The organism is Streptomyces sp. NBC_00647 (assembly GCF_045207245.1).
Classification (GTDB): Bacteria; Actinomycetota; Actinomycetes; order Streptomycetales; family Streptomycetaceae; genus Streptomyces.
Genome location: NZ_CP109040.1, coordinates 2,993,237 through 3,010,335, shown reverse-complemented (window position 1 = coordinate 3,010,335; position 17,099 = coordinate 2,993,237). Strand labels below are relative to the sequence as shown.

Below are 17,099 nucleotides of genomic sequence, written 5' to 3'. Positions count from 1 at the left end.
ACGGCAGCCTATAGCGGCGGGAGGGCCGGAAGCGTTCCTCCGGCGACCGTCAGGCCGGTGCCGTCGCGGCGGCCGCAGAGCCAGCCGAGCAGATCGGCCGCCGGGCCCCGGACCGCGATCGGTCCGCCCTCGGCGCCCCCGCCCGTGGTCCACACCCGGCCGTCGCCGGCGTCCAGTGCCGTGGAGGGCACGTCCTTGTGTCCGCCGAAGCGCTCCGCGAGGAAGTCGATCTCCCGGGTCACGAACTCCTCCGGCAGATCTTCGAGCTCGTATCCGATGCCCAGATCGACATGGTGGAGATCGACCTCGACCCACCGCCGGAACGGCACCCGGGCCGCTGAGTCGGTGACCCCGTTGCGCAGCTCCACCGTGCGGGACCAGTCCGCGGGAGCGGCTCCGGTCTCCCCGAAGCGGGCCGCGCTCTCGCGCAGGTCCGCCAGCTGGGCGTCCAGGGGGCGCGGGGCGTCCCGCTCGATGTCGGCGTCCCGGGCGGTCGCCGAGGCGTACATGGGGCGCCCGTCCAGGACGTTCACCAGGGCGTCCGCGTTGCGGGCGAGGTGGGCGAGCACATGCCCACGGCTCCAGCCGGGAAGCCGTGACGGCTCGGCCACGGAAGCGTTGTCCAACTTGGCGGCTGCGCTGAGCAGCCGTTCCGTCGCGTCACGTACAGATGCCAGGTCGCGCACATGATCAATCATGAGGCCGACCCTAGCTCTGCCACACGTTCGGGTGAAGGTGCTCGGTCACCCCCGCAAATCGAATACACGTGCTATAAGCTCGACGGTGGCGTCGGGCATGCTGGATGGCCCGGGATTGTTGTGAACCAGGGAAACCAACCGGCGCTGTCAGTGGCTCCCCCTAGTCTGAGAAAGACGGGGGCCTGCGGCCCCTGTCACTTCTCTCAAGAAAGGTGCGGACCGGCGTGGCCGACCGTCTCATCGTCCGTGGAGCGCGCGAGCACAACCTGAAGAATGTCTCGCTCGACCTCCCGCGCGACTCGCTCATCGTCTTCACGGGCTTGTCGGGGTCGGGCAAGTCCTCCCTCGCCTTCGACACGATCTTCGCCGAGGGCCAGCGGCGCTACGTGGAGTCCCTGTCCTCGTACGCACGGCAGTTCCTCGGCCAGATGGACAAGCCGGACGTGGACTTCATCGAAGGTCTCTCCCCGGCCGTCTCCATCGACCAGAAGTCGACCTCGCGCAACCCGCGCTCGACGGTCGGCACCATCACCGAGGTCTACGACTACCTGCGGCTGCTCTTCGCGCGGATCGGCAAGCCGCACTGTCCCGAGTGCCGCCGTCCCATCTCCCGTCAGTCGCCGCAGGCCATCGTCGACAAGGTTCTGGAGCTTCCGGAGGGGAGCCGCTTCCAGGTCCTGTCGCCGCTGGTGCGCGAGCGCAAGGGAGAGTTCGTCGACCTCTTCGCCGACCTCCAGACCAAGGGGTACAGCCGTGCCCGGGTCGACGGCGAGACGATCCAGCTCACCGAGCCGCCGACGCTGAAGAAGCAGGAGAAGCACACCATCGAGGTGGTCATCGACCGCCTCACGGTGAAGGACTCCGCCAAGCGCCGTCTCACCGACTCCGTGGAGACCGCGCTCGGCCTCTCCGGCGGCATGGTCGTGCTCGACTTCGTCGACCTCCCCGAGGACGACCCCGAGCGCGAGCGCATGTACTCGGAGCACCTGTACTGCCCGTACGACGACCTGTCCTTCGAGGAGCTGGAGCCCCGTTCCTTCTCCTTCAACTCGCCCTTCGGCGCCTGCCCCGAGTGCAGCGGTATCGGTACGCGCATGGAGGTCGACCCCGAGCTGATCGTCCCGGACGAGGAGAAGTCCCTCGACGAGGGCGCCATCCACGCCTGGTCGCACGGGCACACCAAGGACTACTTCGGCCGTCTGATCGGCGCCCTCGCGGACGCGCTGGGCTTCCGGACCGACATCCCCTTCGCCGGTCTGCCGCAGCGCGCGAAGAAGGCCCTGCTCTACGGGCACAAGACGCAGATCGAGGTCCGCTACCGCAACCGGTACGGGCGGGAGCGCGTGTACACCACGCCCTTCGAGGGGGCCGTCCCCTTCGTCAAGCGCAGGCACGGCGAGTCCGAGAGCGACGCCAGCCGTGAGCGCTTCGAGGGCTACATGCGCGAGGTGCCCTGCCCCACCTGCCAGGGCACGCGTCTGAAGCCGCTGGTCCTCGCGGTCACGGTCATGGAGAAGTCCATCGCCGAGGTCGCCGCCATGTCCATCAGCGACTGCGCCGACTTCCTCGGGAAGATGAAGCTCAACGCGCGCGACAAGAAGATCGCCGAGCGCGTGCTGAAGGAGGTCAACGAACGCCTGCGCTTCCTGGTCGACGTCGGCCTCGACTACCTGTCGCTGAACCGCGCGGCCGGCACCCTCTCCGGCGGCGAGGCCCAGCGCATCCGCCTGGCCACCCAGATCGGCTCCGGACTCGTCGGCGTCCTGTACGTCCTCGACGAGCCCTCCATCGGTCTGCACCAGCGGGACAACCACCGGCTGATCGAGACCCTGGTCCGCCTCCGTGACATGGGCAACACGCTCATCGTCGTCGAGCACGACGAGGACACCATCAAGGTCGCCGACTGGGTCGTCGACATCGGCCCCGGCGCGGGCGAGCACGGCGGCAAGGTCGTGCACAGCGGACCCTTGAAGGAACTCCTCGACAACGCCGAGTCGATCACCGGCCAGTACCTGTCGCGCAAGAGGCAGATCCCGACCCCGGACATCCGCCGCCCCGCCGACCCGGGCCGCAGGCTCACGGTGCACGGCGCCCGCGAGAACAACCTCCAGGACATCGACGTGTCCTTCCCGCTGGGCGTCCTCACGGCCGTCACCGGTGTGTCGGGCTCCGGCAAGTCGACGCTGGTCAACGACATCCTGTACACGCACCTGGCGCGTGAGCTGAACGGCGCGAGGAACGTACCGGGCCGGCACACCCGCGTGGACGGCGACGACCTCGTCGACAAGGTCGTGCACGTCGACCAGTCGCCCATCGGCCGTACGCCCCGTTCCAACCCGGCGACGTACACCGGAGTCTTCGACCACGTCCGCAGGCTGTTCGCCGAGACGACCGAGGCGAAGGTGCGGGGCTATCTGCCCGGCCGCTTCTCCTTCAACGTCAAGGGCGGCCGCTGCGAGAACTGCTCCGGCGACGGCACCATCAAGATCGAGATGAACTTCCTGCCGGACGTGTACGTCCCCTGCGAGGTCTGCCACGGGGCGCGCTACAACCGGGAGACCCTGGAGGTCCACTACAAGGGGAAGTCCATCTCCGAGGTCCTGGACATGCCGATCGAGGAGGCGCTCGGCTTCTTCGAGGCGGTGCCGGCGATCGCCCGTCACCTCAGGACGCTCAACGACGTCGGCCTCGGCTACGTCCGGCTCGGCCAGTCCGCGCCGACGCTGTCCGGCGGTGAGGCGCAGCGCGTCAAGCTCGCCAGCGAGCTCCAGAAGCGCTCCACCGGCCGCACCGTGTACGTGCTCGACGAGCCGACCACCGGTCTGCACTTCGAGGACATCAGCAAGCTCATCACGGTGCTGTCCGGCCTGGTCGACAAGGGCAACACGGTCATCGTCATCGAGCACAACCTCGATGTCATCAAGACCGCGGACTGGGTCATCGACATGGGCCCCGAGGGTGGCAACGGCGGCGGTCTCGTGATCGCCGAGGGCACGCCCGAAGAGGTCGCCGGTGTCCCCGCCAGCCACACCGGCAAGTTCCTGCGGGAGATCCTCGGCGCCGACCGGATCAGCGACGCCGCTCCCGTGAGGGCCCCCCGCACGACCGCGGCCAGGAAGACGGTCGCGGCCGGGACGACGGCGAAGAAGACGGCCACGAAGACCGTCAACAGCACGGCCACCAAGAAGGCGGCCGTGGCGAAGAAGACCGCCGCGAAGTCGACGGCCGCCACGAAGTCGACGGCCGCCAAGAAGGCGACCCCCGCGAAGAAGACCACGCGGGCTCGCAAGGCCTGAACCGGCCGGTCCGACGCACCGGTTGACCCAACAGGCGGCTTGTAGGGGCCCGGACCGACGGAGCTGTCCGGGCCCGGCAGCCGCCGAGAACGGCGTACGACACGGCGCCCCGCGGGAGCTTCCCGCGGGGCGCCGTGTCGTACCGCGGCCGGCCGGCCGGCCCGCCACCAGGGGGCGAGGGCCGGCTGGGTGGCGGACTGGTGTTCCCGTGGGCCCCTACGGGGCGCCGACCTCGGAGGCGTACGGCGGTTCGGCTCCGGCGCGGGAGCAGGTGACGGCGGCCGCGCGGGCCGCGAAGCCCAGAAGCTCGGTCCAGCCGCGAGCGCCCAGTTCCGCCAGCGCGGTCGGGGACAGGGCGTCCCTGGCGGCCAGACCGTGCAGCAGGGCCGCGTTCACCGTGTCGCCCGCGCCGATGGTGTCCACGACGTCGACCGTTTCGCCGGGCACGGAGTGGACCGAGCCGTCCCGGGTGAACGCGATGAGACCGTCGCCGCCCTGGGTGATCACCACGGCCGAGGGGCCGGAGGCCAGCCACTCGCGCGGGGTGCCGCCGAGCCACCGGGCGTCCTCCTCCGACAGCTTGAGCAGGGACACCGACGGCAGCCAGCTCTTGAACTGGGCGCGGTAGGCGTCCGGATCGGGGATCAGACCGGCGCGGATGTTCGGGTCCAGTGCCGTGAAGACGCCCTGCGCGGAGGCGGCCCGCATCAGCTCCTCGTAGGCGCTCGCGCCCGGTTCCAGCACGAGGGAGCAGGTGCCGAAGGACACCGCCCGCGCGGCGTCGGGGAGCCGGTCCGGGGCAGAGAAGAGCCGGTCGGCCGTGCCCTCGACGTAGAAGGAGTAGGCGGCGGACCCGTCCGTACCGATCGTGGCGACGGCCAGGGTCGTCGGTTCGCCACCGCGCTGCACCGACGACACGTCGACGCCCGCGTCGCCCAGCCCGCTCAGAAGTGCTTCGCCGAACGCGTCGCGTGAGACGCGGGAGCAGAAGGCGGTGGGGGAGCCGAGGCGGCCGAGCGCCACCGCCGTGTTGTAGGGGCCGCCGCCGAGACGGGGCAGCAGGCCCGCCAGGGCCCCCGCTCCCTGCGGCACCAGATCGATCAGGGCCTCACCGGCGACGACGATCACGACGCGGGTCCTTTCCTCGGTACCTCGGGGCTTTCGGGGCGTACGGGGTTCTCGGGGCAGCCGCACGAGGTGCGGTGGACGAAGGCGGAGGGCAGCCGCACGGTGCGGCTCTCCAGGCGCGGCGAGGCCAGCCGTTCCAGGAGCAGGCGCACGGCGCCGGCGCCGATCTCCTTGCTGGGCTGGGCGATCACGGTGAGCCGGGGGGTGAACAGATCCGCCCAGGAGAAGTCGTCGAAGCAGCACAGGGCCAGGTCGTCGGGCACGGACAGGCCCCGGTCACGCAGGGCACGCAGCGTGCCGATGGTCATGGCGTTGTTGGCGGTGACGAGCGCGCTGGGCGGCGCCCCCAGGGCCAGCAGCCGGTGGGTGGCCTCCTCGGCCGTCTCCGCCCGGGAGTCGCCGTGCGCCACGAGCCGTTCGTCGTAGGGGAGTCCGGCCCGCGCGAGGCCGTGCCGGTAGCCGGTGATCCGCTCGGTCGTGGTGCTGAGGCCGGGCAGACCCGCGACCAGTCCGATCCGCCGGTGGCCTCGTTCGGCGAGATGACCGACCAGGCCCGCCATGGGGCCGGTGTTCTCGGCGCCGACCTGGTCATGGCGGAAGCCGCTCCCGGCGGGAGGGTCCACGAGCCGGTCCAGGAGGACGGTGGGTACGTCGTGCCGCGCGAGGTAGCGCAGGAGCGCGTCCGGGGTCGCCGACGGCGCGATGATCATTCCGTCCACGCGCCGCTCGTGCAGCAGTTGGGCGACCTTGCGCTCGTGCTCCGGGTCGTCGTGCGGATCGGCGATCAGCAGGCCGTAGCCGTGTTCCAGGGCACCGGCTTCGACCCCCTGGAGGATCTCCGTGAAGTACGGATTGCTGATGGCCGACACCGCGAGTCCTATGGACCGCGTACGGGAGGTGACGAGCGAACGGGCGAGGGTGTTGGGCGTGTAGCCCAGCTCGTCGATCGCGTCGAGAACGGCCTGGCGTGTCTGCGGCAGCACCGGCCGTGTGTCGTTGAGGACGTGCGAGACGGTCGCGATGGACACGCCTGCCCGCCGGGCCACATCGACCATCGTCGCCATGGCGCCCCCTCCCTGGAACTCGCGCTCGCACCCGGACGGAACCCGGTGGTTCGCCCGCGAAGGTATCTCATCCGACGGCTGACGTAAACGCTTACGCGCATCGGTGCGTAAGCGTTTACGTCCCTGATCGCGCCGGGCCCGCCCCGCCTGGAGCGGAATGATCTGTACCGGTATCGTCGACGCGCGACTCTCCGTGTCCCGCCGGTGGAATGTCCGCTGCCGTGCTCGGCCGAGTCGCCGCGAAACCGCCTCGACCAGTGGAGATGCCATGTCCGGCCGTCCGACCGCGAGCCGCCGTACCGTCCTGCGGGGAGCGGCGCTCACCCCGGTCGCCGGGCTCGGCCTCGCCGCGTGCTCCGGCGGCAGCGCCGGTGGAGGCCCCGCGGCGCCGACCGCCCCCGTCGTCCTGGGCGCGGAGAGCGAGGTCGCCAAGGGCGGTGCCCAGCTCTACCAGGACCAGAACGTCGTGGTCAGCCGCGCCGAGAACGGTTCGCTCAAGGCCTTCAGTTCGGTCTGCACCCATGCGGGGTGCGCCATCAACAAGCTGGAGGGCACGAGGCTCGTGTGTCCGTGCCACGGCAGTGAGTTCGACGCCACGACCGGCAAGGTGCTGCGGGCGCCGGCCACGGTGCCGCTCGACGAGCTGTCGGTCGAGGCGAAGGACGGGAAGATCGTCGCCGGGCCGGGCGCCTGAGCCGAGGCGCGGGCCGGACCGACCCGGCGACCGCGCCCGGGCGGGCGGTCACTCCCAGTCCCACCCGATCCCCACGATCCCCGACCGCACGCGCGGCTCGACCAGGTGCACCGAGCGGTGGCGGCCGCTCAGGGCCAGTTCCTGGCGGCCACTGCGCGGCGCGGCCGCCGAGTGCTGGGTGAAGCGGTGGCAGCGCACGGGCAGCGCGTTCTCGGCGAAGTGCACCTGAAGCGCGTACTGTCCGCCCGCGAAGCCGAATCCGCGGACGTACTCGCTGGACGTCCCCGCCGTGCCGTCCTCGAAGCCGTAGCGGAAGAGGAACGTATCGCCTGCCCGGAGCCGGGTGTCGAAGAGCAGTTCGGCGACGAGCACACCGGTGTCGCGGTGCCAGCGCACCCGGCCCGTACGGCAGTTCTCCAGGGCCCGGACCGTCGTACGCTCCGGCTCGCATCCAGGGTCGCCGTGGTGAATGGCCATATAGCGGTCCACGCCGTCCTTGTGGGCGCGCACTATGTGGTGCGACTCGCGGCCCAGCAGTTCGCGATGGGTGCCTATGTGGACCCGCTCGTGATGGCCGATGGTGTGCAGACCGTTGTCGAGCGGTGACTCCAGCTCGGTCAGGAGTCGTTCGAGGACACCGGAGGCCTCCACCAGGGAGCGGTACGAACGCCCCGTCGGACGTTCGGGGTCCGCGCGCTCCTCGGCCTTGGCCAGCAGCCTGATCAGTGACTCGTCGGGCAGCTGGAGGATCTCCTCCAGCGCGCGCACGGCCCGCAGCGACTCGGGCCGCTGGGGGCGCCGGGCGCCCTGCTGCCAGTAACTCAGGCTCGTCACCCCGACCTTGACGCCGTAGCGCGACAGATGGTGCTGGACGCGTTGCAGCGGCAGTCCGCGGGCGGCGATCGCGGCGCGCAGCGCGACATGGAAGGGGCCGCCCCGCAGGGCCGTCTCCAGTTCCGCCGTGGCGACGTCCGCGTGCTGTGTGCCGTGCCGCATGCAGGGGGCCTTTCTGTGGATGTTCACTACGGCTGGTCAGGCCGTTCGTGCGGGTCGTCGGGGCCGCCCGTCGAGCGCGCGGGGGCTGTTCACCCGCGGGTTTCGCCGTTCACGCCCCGAGTTCCCCCGCATTGAAGCGTGTTGACCAAGTCCCGACAACACCTGATGCTCAACATGGCTCACCGCAGCCCCGGACGTGCTCCGTCCCTCCTCGACCCCACCCGGGAGCAACTCGATGCGCCACGGACGACGACTTGTCGCTCTCGCTGCGGTTCTGGCCGCCCTGGGCACCGCCCCGGCGGACGCGGCCGCCGGGCGCGCGGACGGCCACCCCGGTGCGGCGCTGCGCGCGGACAGGGCGCCGGGCACCGTGTCCCCGCCGCTCGGCGCGGCGGCCGGACACGGCGCACCGCGGAACGGGCGCGGAGCCCACCGGGACGGCAGGGACCCGGGCGAGGACAAGGGAGCCGGGCGGGAAGGGGCTCGTACCGACGGTGCCGGCCGGACCGACCCCTTCGTCGTGGCCGCGTCCGCGCTGGCCGGCGTGGGAGCCCTCGTCGCGCTCGTCCTGAGCGTCTCGCGGGCCCTGCGCCGACGCCGCGGCTGACCTCGCGGGGGCTCTGCCCCCGTCCACAGGCGGGCCGGGAGCCGACCGCGCTGTCGGCCCGCGCCAGTAGGGTGTGTGGCATGGCCGACCCCTCCAGCTACCGCCCCAAGCCGGGACAGATCCCGGACTCTCCCGGGGTGTACAAATTCCGCGACGAGCACCGCCGGGTGATCTACGTCGGAAAGGCGAAGAGCCTGCGCCAGCGCCTGGCGAGCTACTTCCAGGACCTGGCGAATCTCCACCCGCGCACCCGCACCATGGTCACCACGGCCGCGTCGGTGGAGTGGACGGTCGTGTCCACCGAGGTCGAGGCCCTTCAGCTGGAGTACTCCTGGATCAAGGAGTACGACCCCCGTTTCAACGTCAAGTACCGCGACGACAAGAGCTATCCCTACCTCGCGGTGACGATGAACGAGGAGTTCCCGCGGGTACAGGTGATGCGCGGCCACAAGAAGAAGGGCGTGCGCTACTTCGGTCCCTACGGGCACGCGTGGGCCATCCGCGACACGGTCGACCTGCTGCTGCGTGTCTTCCCGGTCCGCACCTGCTCCGCGGGCGTCTTCAAGAACGCCTCCCGCACGGGCCGGCCCTGCCTCCTCGGTTACATCGGCAAGTGCTCCGCCCCCTGCGTCGGACGGGTCACGCCGGAGGAGCACCGCGAGCTGGCCGAGGAGTTCTGCGACTTCATGGCGGGCCGTACGGGGACGTACATCCGCCGTCAGGAACAGCAGATGACGGATGCCGCCGAGGAGATGGAGTACGAGCGCGCGGCCCGGCTGCGCGACGACATCGAGGCCCTGAAGAAGGCCATGGAGAAGAGCGCGGTCGTGCTCGCCGACGCGACCGACGCCGACCTCATCGCCGTCGCCGAGGACGAGCTGGAAGCCGCGGTGCAGATCTTCCACGTGCGCGGCGGACGCGTGCGGGGCCAGCGGGGCTGGGTCACGGACAAGGTCGAGGCGGTCACCACCGGTGACCTCGTCGAACACGCGCTCCAGCAGCTCTACGGCGAGGAGACGGGCGACTCCGTCCCCAAGGAAGTGCTCGTCCCGGCGCTGCCCGAGCCGGTGGAGCCCGTTCAGGAGTGGCTCACTGCGCGCCGCGGGTCGAACGTGTCGCTCCGCATCCCGCAGCGCGGCGACAAGAAGGCGCTCATGGAGACAGTGCAGCGCAACGCGTTCCAGGCGCTCGGCCTGCACAAGACCAAGCGCGCCTCCGACCTGACCACCCGCTCGCGCGCCCTGGAGGAGATCGCCGAGGCGCTCGACCTGGACAGCGCGCCCCTGCGGATCGAGTGCTACGACATCTCGCACCTCCAGGGCGACGACGTCGTGGCGTCCATGGTGGTCTTCGAGGACGGGCTCCAGCGCAAGAGCGAGTACCGGCGCTTCCAGATCAAGGGCTTCGCGGGCCAGGACGACGTCCGCTCCATGCACGAGGTGATCACCCGCCGCTTCAAGCGCTACCTCGTCGAGAAGGAGAAGACGGGGGAGTGGACGGACGGCCAGGACGCCTCTTCGGAGACACTCTCCCCGGGAGCCCCAGGAGCGCAGGCCTCCGGGACCACAGTTTCAGGGACCACAGTTTCAGAGACCACCGTTTCAGGGACCACGCTCTCCGAGGAGCCTCTCTCCATGAGTGCCTTCTCCGAGGACGACGGCCGCCCCAAGCGCTTCGCCTACCCTCCCCAGCTCGTCGTCGTCGACGGCGGACGGCCGCAGGTCGCCGCCGCCCAGAAGGCCCTCGACGAGCTGGGCATCGACGACATCGCCGTGTGCGGACTCGCCAAGCGCCTGGAGGAGGTGTGGCTGCCGGACGAGGACGACCCGGTGGTCCTGCCGCGCACCAGCGAGGGCCTGTACCTGCTCCAGCGGGTCCGGGACGAGGCCCACCGCTTCGCGATCACCTACCAGCGCGCCAAGCGGGCCAAGCGCTTCAGGGCGGGCCCCCTGGACGATGTGCCGGGCCTCGGCGAGTCGCGCAAACAGGCACTGATCAAACACTTCGGTTCCGTGAAGAAGCTGCGGTCCGCGACGATCGACCAGATCTGCGAGGTTCCCGGCATAGGCCGAAAGACGGCGGAGACCATCGCCGTGGCCCTCGCCCAGGCGGCTCCGGCCGCACCCGCCGTGAACACGGCGACTGGAGAGATCATGGAAGACGACGAAGACGCGGCGCCCGAGACGACGGCGGGCACCGCGGAGGAGCCCGTGACCGCGGGCGCCTCGGACGAGCGACGGGGGCAGGAGACATGACCGAGAACGACGCGCGTGAAGCGGAACGGCCGGCGCAGGGCCAGGAAGAACACAAGGAAGCAAGCGAAGATCACGCGGAGCGGGAAGCACCACGGGAAGACGGAGCACAAGTGGGTACGGGCATCGAGACCGCGGGGACCGCAGTCCCTGACGCGGCCATTCCCGAGCTGGTGATCATCTCCGGCATGTCCGGAGCCGGCCGGTCCACGGCCGCCAAGTGTCTGGAGGACCTCGGCTGGTTCGTCGTCGACAACCTGCCGCCCGCCCTGATCCCCACCATGGTGGAGCTCGGGGCCCGCTCCCAGGGCAACGTGGCACGGATCGCCGTCGTCGTCGACGTGCGAGGCCGCCGCTTCTTCGACAACCTCCGCGAATCCCTCGCCGACCTGGAGTCCAAGCACGTCACCCGGCGGATCGTCTTCCTGGAGTCCTCGGACGAGGCCCTGGTGCGCCGCTTCGAGTCCGTGCGCCGGCCGCACCCCCTCCAGGGCGACGGCCGCATCGTGGACGGCATCGCCGCCGAGCGCGAGCTGCTGCGTGAGCTGCGCGGTGACGCCGACCTGGTCATCGACACCTCCAGCCTGAACGTCCACGAGCTGCGCGCCAAGATGGACGCCCAGTTCGCGGGCGAGGAGGAGCCCGAGCTGCGGGCCACCGTCATGTCCTTCGGCTTCAAGTACGGCCTCCCGGTCGACGCCGACCTGGTCGTGGACATGCGCTTCCTCCCCAACCCGCACTGGGTCCCCGAGCTGCGCCCCTTCACCGGCCTGAACGAAGAGGTCTCGGCCTACGTCTTCAACCAGCCCGGTGCCAAGGAGTTCCTCGACCGCTACGCCGAGCTGCTCCAGCTCATCGCCGCCGGATACCGGCGCGAGGGCAAGCGTTATGTGACCATCGCGGTCGGCTGCACCGGCGGCAAGCACCGCTCGGTGGCGACCGCCGAGAAGCTCGCCGCCCGTCTCGCCTCCCAGGGCGTGGAGACCGTGAAGGTGCATCGGGACATGGGGCGCGAGTGACCGGACGTACCACCCTGCGGCTGAACAGGCTGCGCCGGGACACCTCCGGGGAACGCGCCGGCCGGCCGGTCGCGGCGCGCGGTGCCAAGCCGCGCCGCCGTGGTGCTCAGCCCAAGGTCGTCGCCCTCGGCGGCGGCATGGGGCTGTCCGCCTCGCTCGCCGCGCTGCGCCGGATCACCGGAGACCTCACCGCTGTCGTCACCGTGGCCGACGACGGCGGCTCCAGCGGGCGCCTGCGCGACGAGCTGGGCGTCCTCCCGCCCGGTGATCTGCGCAAGGCGCTGGCGGCGCTGTGCGGCGACGACGACTGGGGCCAGACCTGGGCCCGGGTCATCCAGCACCGCTTCCAGTCCAAGGGCGACCTGCACGAACACGCGGTCGGCAATCTGCTGATCGTGGCCCTGTGGGAGCAGCTCGGCGACCACGTCCAGGCCCTGGACCTGGTCGGCAAGCTGCTGGGCGCGCACGGCCGGGTGCTGCCCATGTCCGCCGTGCCCCTGGAGCTCCAGGCCCTGGTCAAGGGGCACGACCCGGACCGGCCCGACGAGGTCGACACGGTCCGGGGCCAGGTGAACGTGGCCCTCACCACCGGTGAGGTCCAGTCCGTGCACGTCGTACCGCACGATCCGCCGGCCGTGCCCGAGGCGGTCGCGGCGGTCCTCGACGCGGACTGGGTGGTGCTCGGCCCCGGCTCCTGGTTCTCCTCGGTGATCCCGCATCTGCTGGTGCCCGAACTCCTGGACGCCCTCATCCAGACGAAGGCGCGCCGGGTACTCTCCCTTAACCTCGCCCCGCAGCCCGGAGAAACCGAAGGCTTCTCCCCGCAGCGTCATTTGGAGGTTTTGGGACGACACGCCCCTAAACTCGCCCTGGACGTGGTGCTGGCCGACGTGGCCGCCGTGCCCGACCGCGACTCTCTCGTCGACGCCGCCAAGCGGTTCGGCGCCGCGGTCGAGCTGGCGCCGGTGGCCCGGACCGACGGATCTCCGCGGCACGACCCGGAGCTGTTGGCCGCCGCGTACGACCGTATTTTTCGGATGCATGGAAGGATCGGCCCATGGCGATGACGGCAGCGGTGAAGGATGAGATTTCCCGGCTCCCCGTCACCCGGACGTGCTGCAGGAAGGCGGAGGTCTCCGCCATTCTGCGGTTCGCGGGCGGCCTTCACCTGGTGAGCGGCCGGATCGTGATCGAGGCGGAGCTCGACACCGCGATGGCGGCGCGCCGCCTGAAGCGCGACATTCTGGAGATCTTCGGCCACAGCTCCGAACTGATCGTGATGGCGCCCGGCGGACTGCGCCGAGGCTCGCGCTACGTCGTGCGCGTCGTCGCGGGCGGCGACCAGCTGGCCCGCCAGACCGGGCTCGTGGACGGCCGTGGCCGCCCGATCCGCGGGCTGCCGCCGCAGGTGGTCTCGGGGGCCACCTGCGACGCCGAGGCGGCCTGGCGCGGGGCGTTCCTGGCCCACGGCTCGCTCACCGAGCCCGGCCGCTCCTCGTCCCTGGAGGTGACCTGCCCGGGACCGGAGGCCGCGCTCGCGCTGGTCGGCGCCGCCCGCCGGCTGTCGATCGCGGCGAAGGCCCGCGAGGTGCGCGGGGTGGACCGTGTGGTCGTCCGCGACGGGGACGCGATCGGCGCGCTGCTGACCCGTCTCGGCGCGCACGAGTCGGTGCTGGCCTGGGAGGAGCGGCGGATGCGCCGCGAGGTCCGCGCCACGGCGAACCGGCTCGCCAACTTCGACGACGCCAACCTGCGCCGCTCGGCGCGCGCCGCCGTCGCCGCCGGGGCCCGCGTCCAGCGCGCCCTGGAGATCCTCGCCGACGAGGTGCCGGAGCATCTCGCCGCCGCCGGACGGCTGCGCATGGAGCACAAGCAGGCCTCCCTGGAGGAGCTCGGCGCCCTCGCCGACCCGCCGCTGACCAAGGACGCCGTCGCGGGCCGTATCCGCCGACTGCTGGCGATGGCCGACAAGCGGGCGCAGGACCTCGGCATCCCCGGGACGGAGTCGAACCTGTCCGAGGAGATGGCGGACAACCTCGCGGGCTGACCCGGACACCGCGGCACGACGTGCACGACGTGCGGGACGACCTGACGGAAGCTCAATACGCCGGTGCCGACACCCACTTGGGTGATCGGCACCGGCGTCCGTCCTTCGGCGAGGCACCCTTGACTTGACCATGAAGTGTCATGAGCCTGGCATCTGTTCGCTGCTGTGGCGGACCAGTGCAAGGGGGGCTCATGAGACGAAGAGCGAGCGCGATCCTCGCTACCGGCGCGCTCCTGCTGGGCGGTGCGGCGATGGCGCCCATCGCCCGGGCGCAGAACGACAGTTCACCCAAGCCCGACGCGAACGCCGTGAAGGTGTTCCGCGCAGAGGTCACGAAGCAGCAGGTACCCCTGCTGCTCGCGGCCGGCCAGGACGGTCACGAACTCGGCGACGCGACCTGGAAGAACGGCAGGAGCACGGTCGAGGTCTACGTCACGGACAAGCAGGCCCGGAAGCTGGAGAAGCAGGGCGTCGACCTCACCGAGCACACGCTCTCCGCCAAGGCGGAGAACCGGGTCGAGGACGCCGCCCAGGGAGTGTTCCGCCCGTACAGCGGGAAGGGCAACCTCCAGGAGGAGATCATCAGGACGGGTCAGGCCAATCCGGGCCTGACCAAGGTCGTCTCCATCGGCAAGACCCTGAACGGCCAGGACATCCTCGCGCTCAAACTGACCAAGGGCGCGAAGAAGACCAAGGACGGCGCCAAGCCGTCGGTGCTGTACATGTCCAACCAGCACGCGCGCGAGTGGATCACGCCCGAGATGACGCGGCGGCTGATGCACTACTACCTGGACAACTACGCGACCGACAAGCGCGTCAAGAAGATCGTCGACTCCACCGAGCTGTGGTTCGTCCTGTCGGCCAACCCCGACGGCTACGACTACACCTTCAAGGACGCCGACACCCGCCAGTGGCGCAAGAACCTGCGGGACGTCAACGGCGACGGCGTCATCTCCACCGGTGACGGCGTGGACCTCAACCGCAACTTCGCCTACAAGTGGGGCTACGACGACGAGGGATCGTCGCCGAACCCCACCAGCGAGACCTACCGCGGCACCACTCCGGCCTCCGAGCCGGAGACCAAGGCCCTGGACGCCTTCGAGAAGCGCGTCGGCTTCACGTACGGCATCAACTACCACTCCGCCGCGGAACTGCTGCTCTACGGAGTGGGCTGGCAGGTGGCGACGCCGACCCCGGACGACGTGCTCTACAAGGCGCTCGCCGGAACCCCCGAGAACTCGGCGATCCCGGGCTACCACCCCCAGGTCTCCTCGGAGCTCTACACCACCAACGGCGAGGCGGACGGCCACGCGGGCAACGTCAACGGCACGGCGATGTTCACCCCTGAGATGTCGACCTGCCAGACCGCGTCGGACCTCGACCCGAACGACGCCTGGAACGCGGCGGACTGCGCCTCCGTCTTCACCTTCCCGGACGACGAGAAGCTGATCGAGCAGGAGTTCGCGAAGAACGTCCCGTTCGCGCTCTCCGTCGCCGAGACCGCGGCCCACCCCGACCAGCCGGCCTCCTCGGTCGGCATCGACGCCCCCGACTTCACCCCCGTCACCTTCGCCACGTCGTACTCCCGCGGGGCCGACCAGGAGATCTCCGTCGTCGCCCGCAGGTCCGTGCGCGACAAGGAGCTCAAGTACCGCGTCAACGGCGGCCGTACGCACGACATGGCGCTCAGGCCCTGGCAGGGCGGCGAGACCTACGGCGGCTACGACAACCTCTACTTCGACGAGTACCGCGCCAAGGTCAAGGACGGCGACCCCGGCGACAAGGTCGAGGTGTGGTTCACCGGCGAGACCAGGAAGGGAAAGCCCACCACCGGCCCGCACTTCACGTACACCGTGGCCGAACGGCCGCGGGCCGACGTGCTCGTGGTGGCCGAGGAGGGCGCGGCCGCCACGCAGGCGCAGACGTACGTCGACGCGCTGAAGGCCAACGGGGAGAAGGCCCTCGTCTGGGACGTCGCCACCCAGGGCGCGCCGGACGCGCTCGGCGTCCTCGGTCACTTCGGGACCGTCGTCCACTACACGGGCGCCCTGCGGCCCGGCAACGCCACCCAGCTCCAGCTGCGGGCCTTCCTCAACGAGGGCGGCAAGCTGGTCGAGGCGGGCGAGCTGGCCGGCGGCAGCGTCGACCTCGGGGGCGGCACCCTCTCGAACGACTTCAGTCAGTACTACCTGGGCGCCTACTCCCGTACCTCCACCCCTGGCGCCAGCGGCTTCACCGGCTCGGGGAAGCTCGGCGGCGCCACCGGAACCCTCGGCGCCGCGCCCGGCAACCCGCTGAACGCGGCCGGCACCTACGGCGTCACCTCGGACTCGCTCGCCGCCACGCAGTACCCGCAGTTCGCCTCCAGCGCGGGAGCGGGCCAGTTCACCGGGACCGTCAACCCGTACGGACCGTACGCGGGCTCCTACATGGCCGCCGCGGTCCACACGGACGACGCCTACAAGCGCCTCACCCGCACCGTCGACCTCACCGGGGTCGGCGCGGCCGACAAGCCGACACTCCGTTCCCAGATCCTGTGGGACACCGAGCCCGGCTACGACCACGCGGTCGTCGAGGTCCACACGACCGGCGCCGACGACTGGACCACGCTTCCCGAGGCGGGCGGTGCCACCTCGGCCACCGTTCCCACCGAGTGCGAGGCCGGCTTCCTCGCCCGGGAACACCCCTGGATCAAGCACTACCTGACCGTGAACGCGGCCGGCTGCACCGGCACCGGCACCAGCGGCTCGTGGAACAGCCTCACCGGCGCCTCCAGCGGGTGGCAGCAGGTCGAGTTCGACCTGAGCGCGTACGCCGGCAAGTCGGTCGAGGTCTCGTTCAGCTACATCAGTGACCCGAGCGCGGGCGGCCACGGTCTCCTCGTCGACAACGCCTCCCTCGTCGTCGGCGGCACCGCCACCGAGACGGAGGGCTTCGAGTCGTCGTTCGGAGCCTGGAGCGTCGCCGGACCTCCCGCGGGCAGCCCGGCCGTTCTGCGGAACTGGGCGCGCACGGGAGAGCTGTTCAAGACATATGGAGCGGTCACCACCGACGACTCCGTACTGCTGGGCTTCGGCCTGGAACACATCACCGCGGCAGCCGACCGCGCGGCTCTGATCGGAAAGGCGCTCTCGGCACTGCACAGTTGACTGTGCGTGACCATCGCATGAACGGCGTGGGTGATCCGTACCCCTACTGGCGGGTACGGATCACCCTGCCGTGTATGGCCCTACTCGATGTCACTCCGGGGCCTCCAGGGAGGTAGGGTCGGAGGCGGTCGGGGACATCCCATACAACT

12 protein-coding genes are annotated in these 17,099 nt (G+C 70.7%); 8 read left to right on the top strand and 4 right to left on the bottom strand.

The window, feature by feature from the left end:
* Positions 1-8: 8 nt before the first annotated feature.
* Positions 9-698: a maleylpyruvate isomerase family mycothiol-dependent enzyme gene (locus tag OG788_RS13280; protein ID WP_351547965.1), complete on the bottom strand. Its 690-nt coding sequence runs from the start codon at positions 696-698 to the stop codon at positions 9-11.
* A 224-nt stretch (positions 699-922) separates the two neighbouring features.
* Here OG788_RS13280 and uvrA point away from each other — a divergent pair, with 224 nt between their 5' ends.
* Entirely contained in the window at positions 923-3,994 is a 3,072-nt protein-coding gene (gene uvrA / locus OG788_RS13275; RefSeq protein WP_406370925.1) for an excinuclease ABC subunit UvrA, read from the top strand.
* 216 nt (positions 3,995-4,210) lie between these two features.
* Here uvrA and OG788_RS13270 read toward each other — a convergent pair whose 3' ends face one another.
* Both OG788_RS13270 and OG788_RS13265 read right to left on the bottom strand, forming a co-directional pair.
* Positions 4,211-5,122, bottom strand: a complete 912-nt coding sequence (locus OG788_RS13270) for a carbohydrate kinase (protein ID WP_406370923.1) — start codon at positions 5,120-5,122, stop codon at positions 4,211-4,213.
* On the bottom strand, positions 5,119-6,186 hold the full coding sequence (locus tag OG788_RS13265; RefSeq protein ID WP_406370920.1) for a LacI family DNA-binding transcriptional regulator: 1,068 nt from the start codon (positions 6,184-6,186) through the stop codon (positions 5,119-5,121). Before OG788_RS13265 ends, OG788_RS13270 begins: the two co-directional genes overlap by 4 nt.
* Before the next feature lie 268 nt (positions 6,187-6,454).
* Between OG788_RS13265 and OG788_RS13260 the strand changes: the two genes are divergently transcribed.
* Positions 6,455-6,880, top strand: a complete 426-nt coding sequence (locus tag OG788_RS13260; RefSeq protein ID WP_406370918.1) for a Rieske (2Fe-2S) protein — start codon at positions 6,455-6,457, stop codon at positions 6,878-6,880.
* A gap of 48 nt (positions 6,881-6,928) precedes the next feature.
* Here the strand turns inward: OG788_RS13260 and OG788_RS13255 are convergent, their stop codons facing one another.
* Positions 6,929-7,876 (bottom strand): hypothetical protein, encoded by a 948-nt coding sequence (locus OG788_RS13255; protein WP_406370916.1) that lies wholly within the window; start codon positions 7,874-7,876, stop codon positions 6,929-6,931.
* Positions 7,877-8,111: 235 nt separating this feature from the next.
* Here OG788_RS13255 and OG788_RS13250 point away from each other — a divergent pair, with 235 nt between their 5' ends.
* The 6 genes from OG788_RS13250 to OG788_RS13225 all read left to right on the top strand — a co-directional run bounded on the left by OG788_RS13250 (position 8,112) and on the right by OG788_RS13225 (position 16,950).
* Entirely contained in the window at positions 8,112-8,483 is a 372-nt protein-coding gene (locus OG788_RS13250; protein WP_406370914.1) for a hypothetical protein, read from the top strand.
* An 80-nt stretch (positions 8,484-8,563) separates the two neighbouring features.
* Positions 8,564-10,738 (top strand): excinuclease ABC subunit UvrC, encoded by a 2,175-nt coding sequence (gene uvrC, locus OG788_RS13245; RefSeq protein WP_406370912.1) that lies wholly within the window; start codon positions 8,564-8,566, stop codon positions 10,736-10,738.
* Positions 10,735-11,754 (top strand): RNase adapter RapZ, encoded by a 1,020-nt coding sequence (gene rapZ, locus OG788_RS13240; protein WP_351547935.1) that lies wholly within the window; start codon positions 10,735-10,737, stop codon positions 11,752-11,754. The genes uvrC and rapZ overlap by 4 nt, the downstream gene beginning before the upstream one ends.
* Entirely contained in the window at positions 11,751-12,821 is a 1,071-nt protein-coding gene (gene yvcK, locus OG788_RS13235; protein WP_406370910.1) for a uridine diphosphate-N-acetylglucosamine-binding protein YvcK, read from the top strand. The genes rapZ and yvcK overlap by 4 nt, the downstream gene beginning before the upstream one ends.
* On the top strand, positions 12,812-13,801 hold the full coding sequence (gene whiA, locus OG788_RS13230; RefSeq protein WP_266757464.1) for a DNA-binding protein WhiA: 990 nt from the start codon (positions 12,812-12,814) through the stop codon (positions 13,799-13,801). The genes yvcK and whiA overlap by 10 nt, the downstream gene beginning before the upstream one ends.
* A gap of 191 nt (positions 13,802-13,992) precedes the next feature.
* Positions 13,993-16,950 carry a M14 family zinc carboxypeptidase gene (locus tag OG788_RS13225; RefSeq protein ID WP_406370909.1) on the top strand — a complete coding sequence of 986 codons (2,958 nt, stop codon included), beginning with the start codon at positions 13,993-13,995 and terminating at the stop codon, positions 16,948-16,950.
* Positions 16,951-17,099: the final 149 nt, after the last annotated feature.

What these genes read in the sequence shown, in the direction of transcription:
- whiA (WP_266757464.1), top strand. Translation starts at nt 12,812, where the DNA reads ATGGCGATGACGGCAGCGGTGAAGGATGAGATTTCCCGGCTCCCCGTC.
- OG788_RS13280 (WP_351547965.1), bottom strand. Translation starts at nt 698, where the DNA reads ATGATTGATCATGTGCGCGACCTGGCATCTGTACGTGACGCGACGGAA.
- uvrC (WP_406370912.1), top strand. Translation starts at nt 8,564, where the DNA reads ATGGCCGACCCCTCCAGCTACCGCCCCAAGCCGGGACAGATCCCGGAC.
- OG788_RS13250 (WP_406370914.1), top strand. Translation starts at nt 8,112, where the DNA reads ATGCGCCACGGACGACGACTTGTCGCTCTCGCTGCGGTTCTGGCCGCC.
- rapZ (WP_351547935.1), top strand. Translation starts at nt 10,735, where the DNA reads ATGACCGAGAACGACGCGCGTGAAGCGGAACGGCCGGCGCAGGGCCAG.
- OG788_RS13265 (WP_406370920.1), bottom strand. Translation starts at nt 6,186, where the DNA reads ATGGCGACGATGGTCGATGTGGCCCGGCGGGCAGGCGTGTCCATCGCG.
- OG788_RS13255 (WP_406370916.1), bottom strand. Translation starts at nt 7,876, where the DNA reads ATGCGGCACGGCACACAGCACGCGGACGTCGCCACGGCGGAACTGGAG.
- OG788_RS13260 (WP_406370918.1), top strand. Translation starts at nt 6,455, where the DNA reads ATGTCCGGCCGTCCGACCGCGAGCCGCCGTACCGTCCTGCGGGGAGCG.
- OG788_RS13225 (WP_406370909.1), top strand. Translation starts at nt 13,993, where the DNA reads ATGAGACGAAGAGCGAGCGCGATCCTCGCTACCGGCGCGCTCCTGCTG.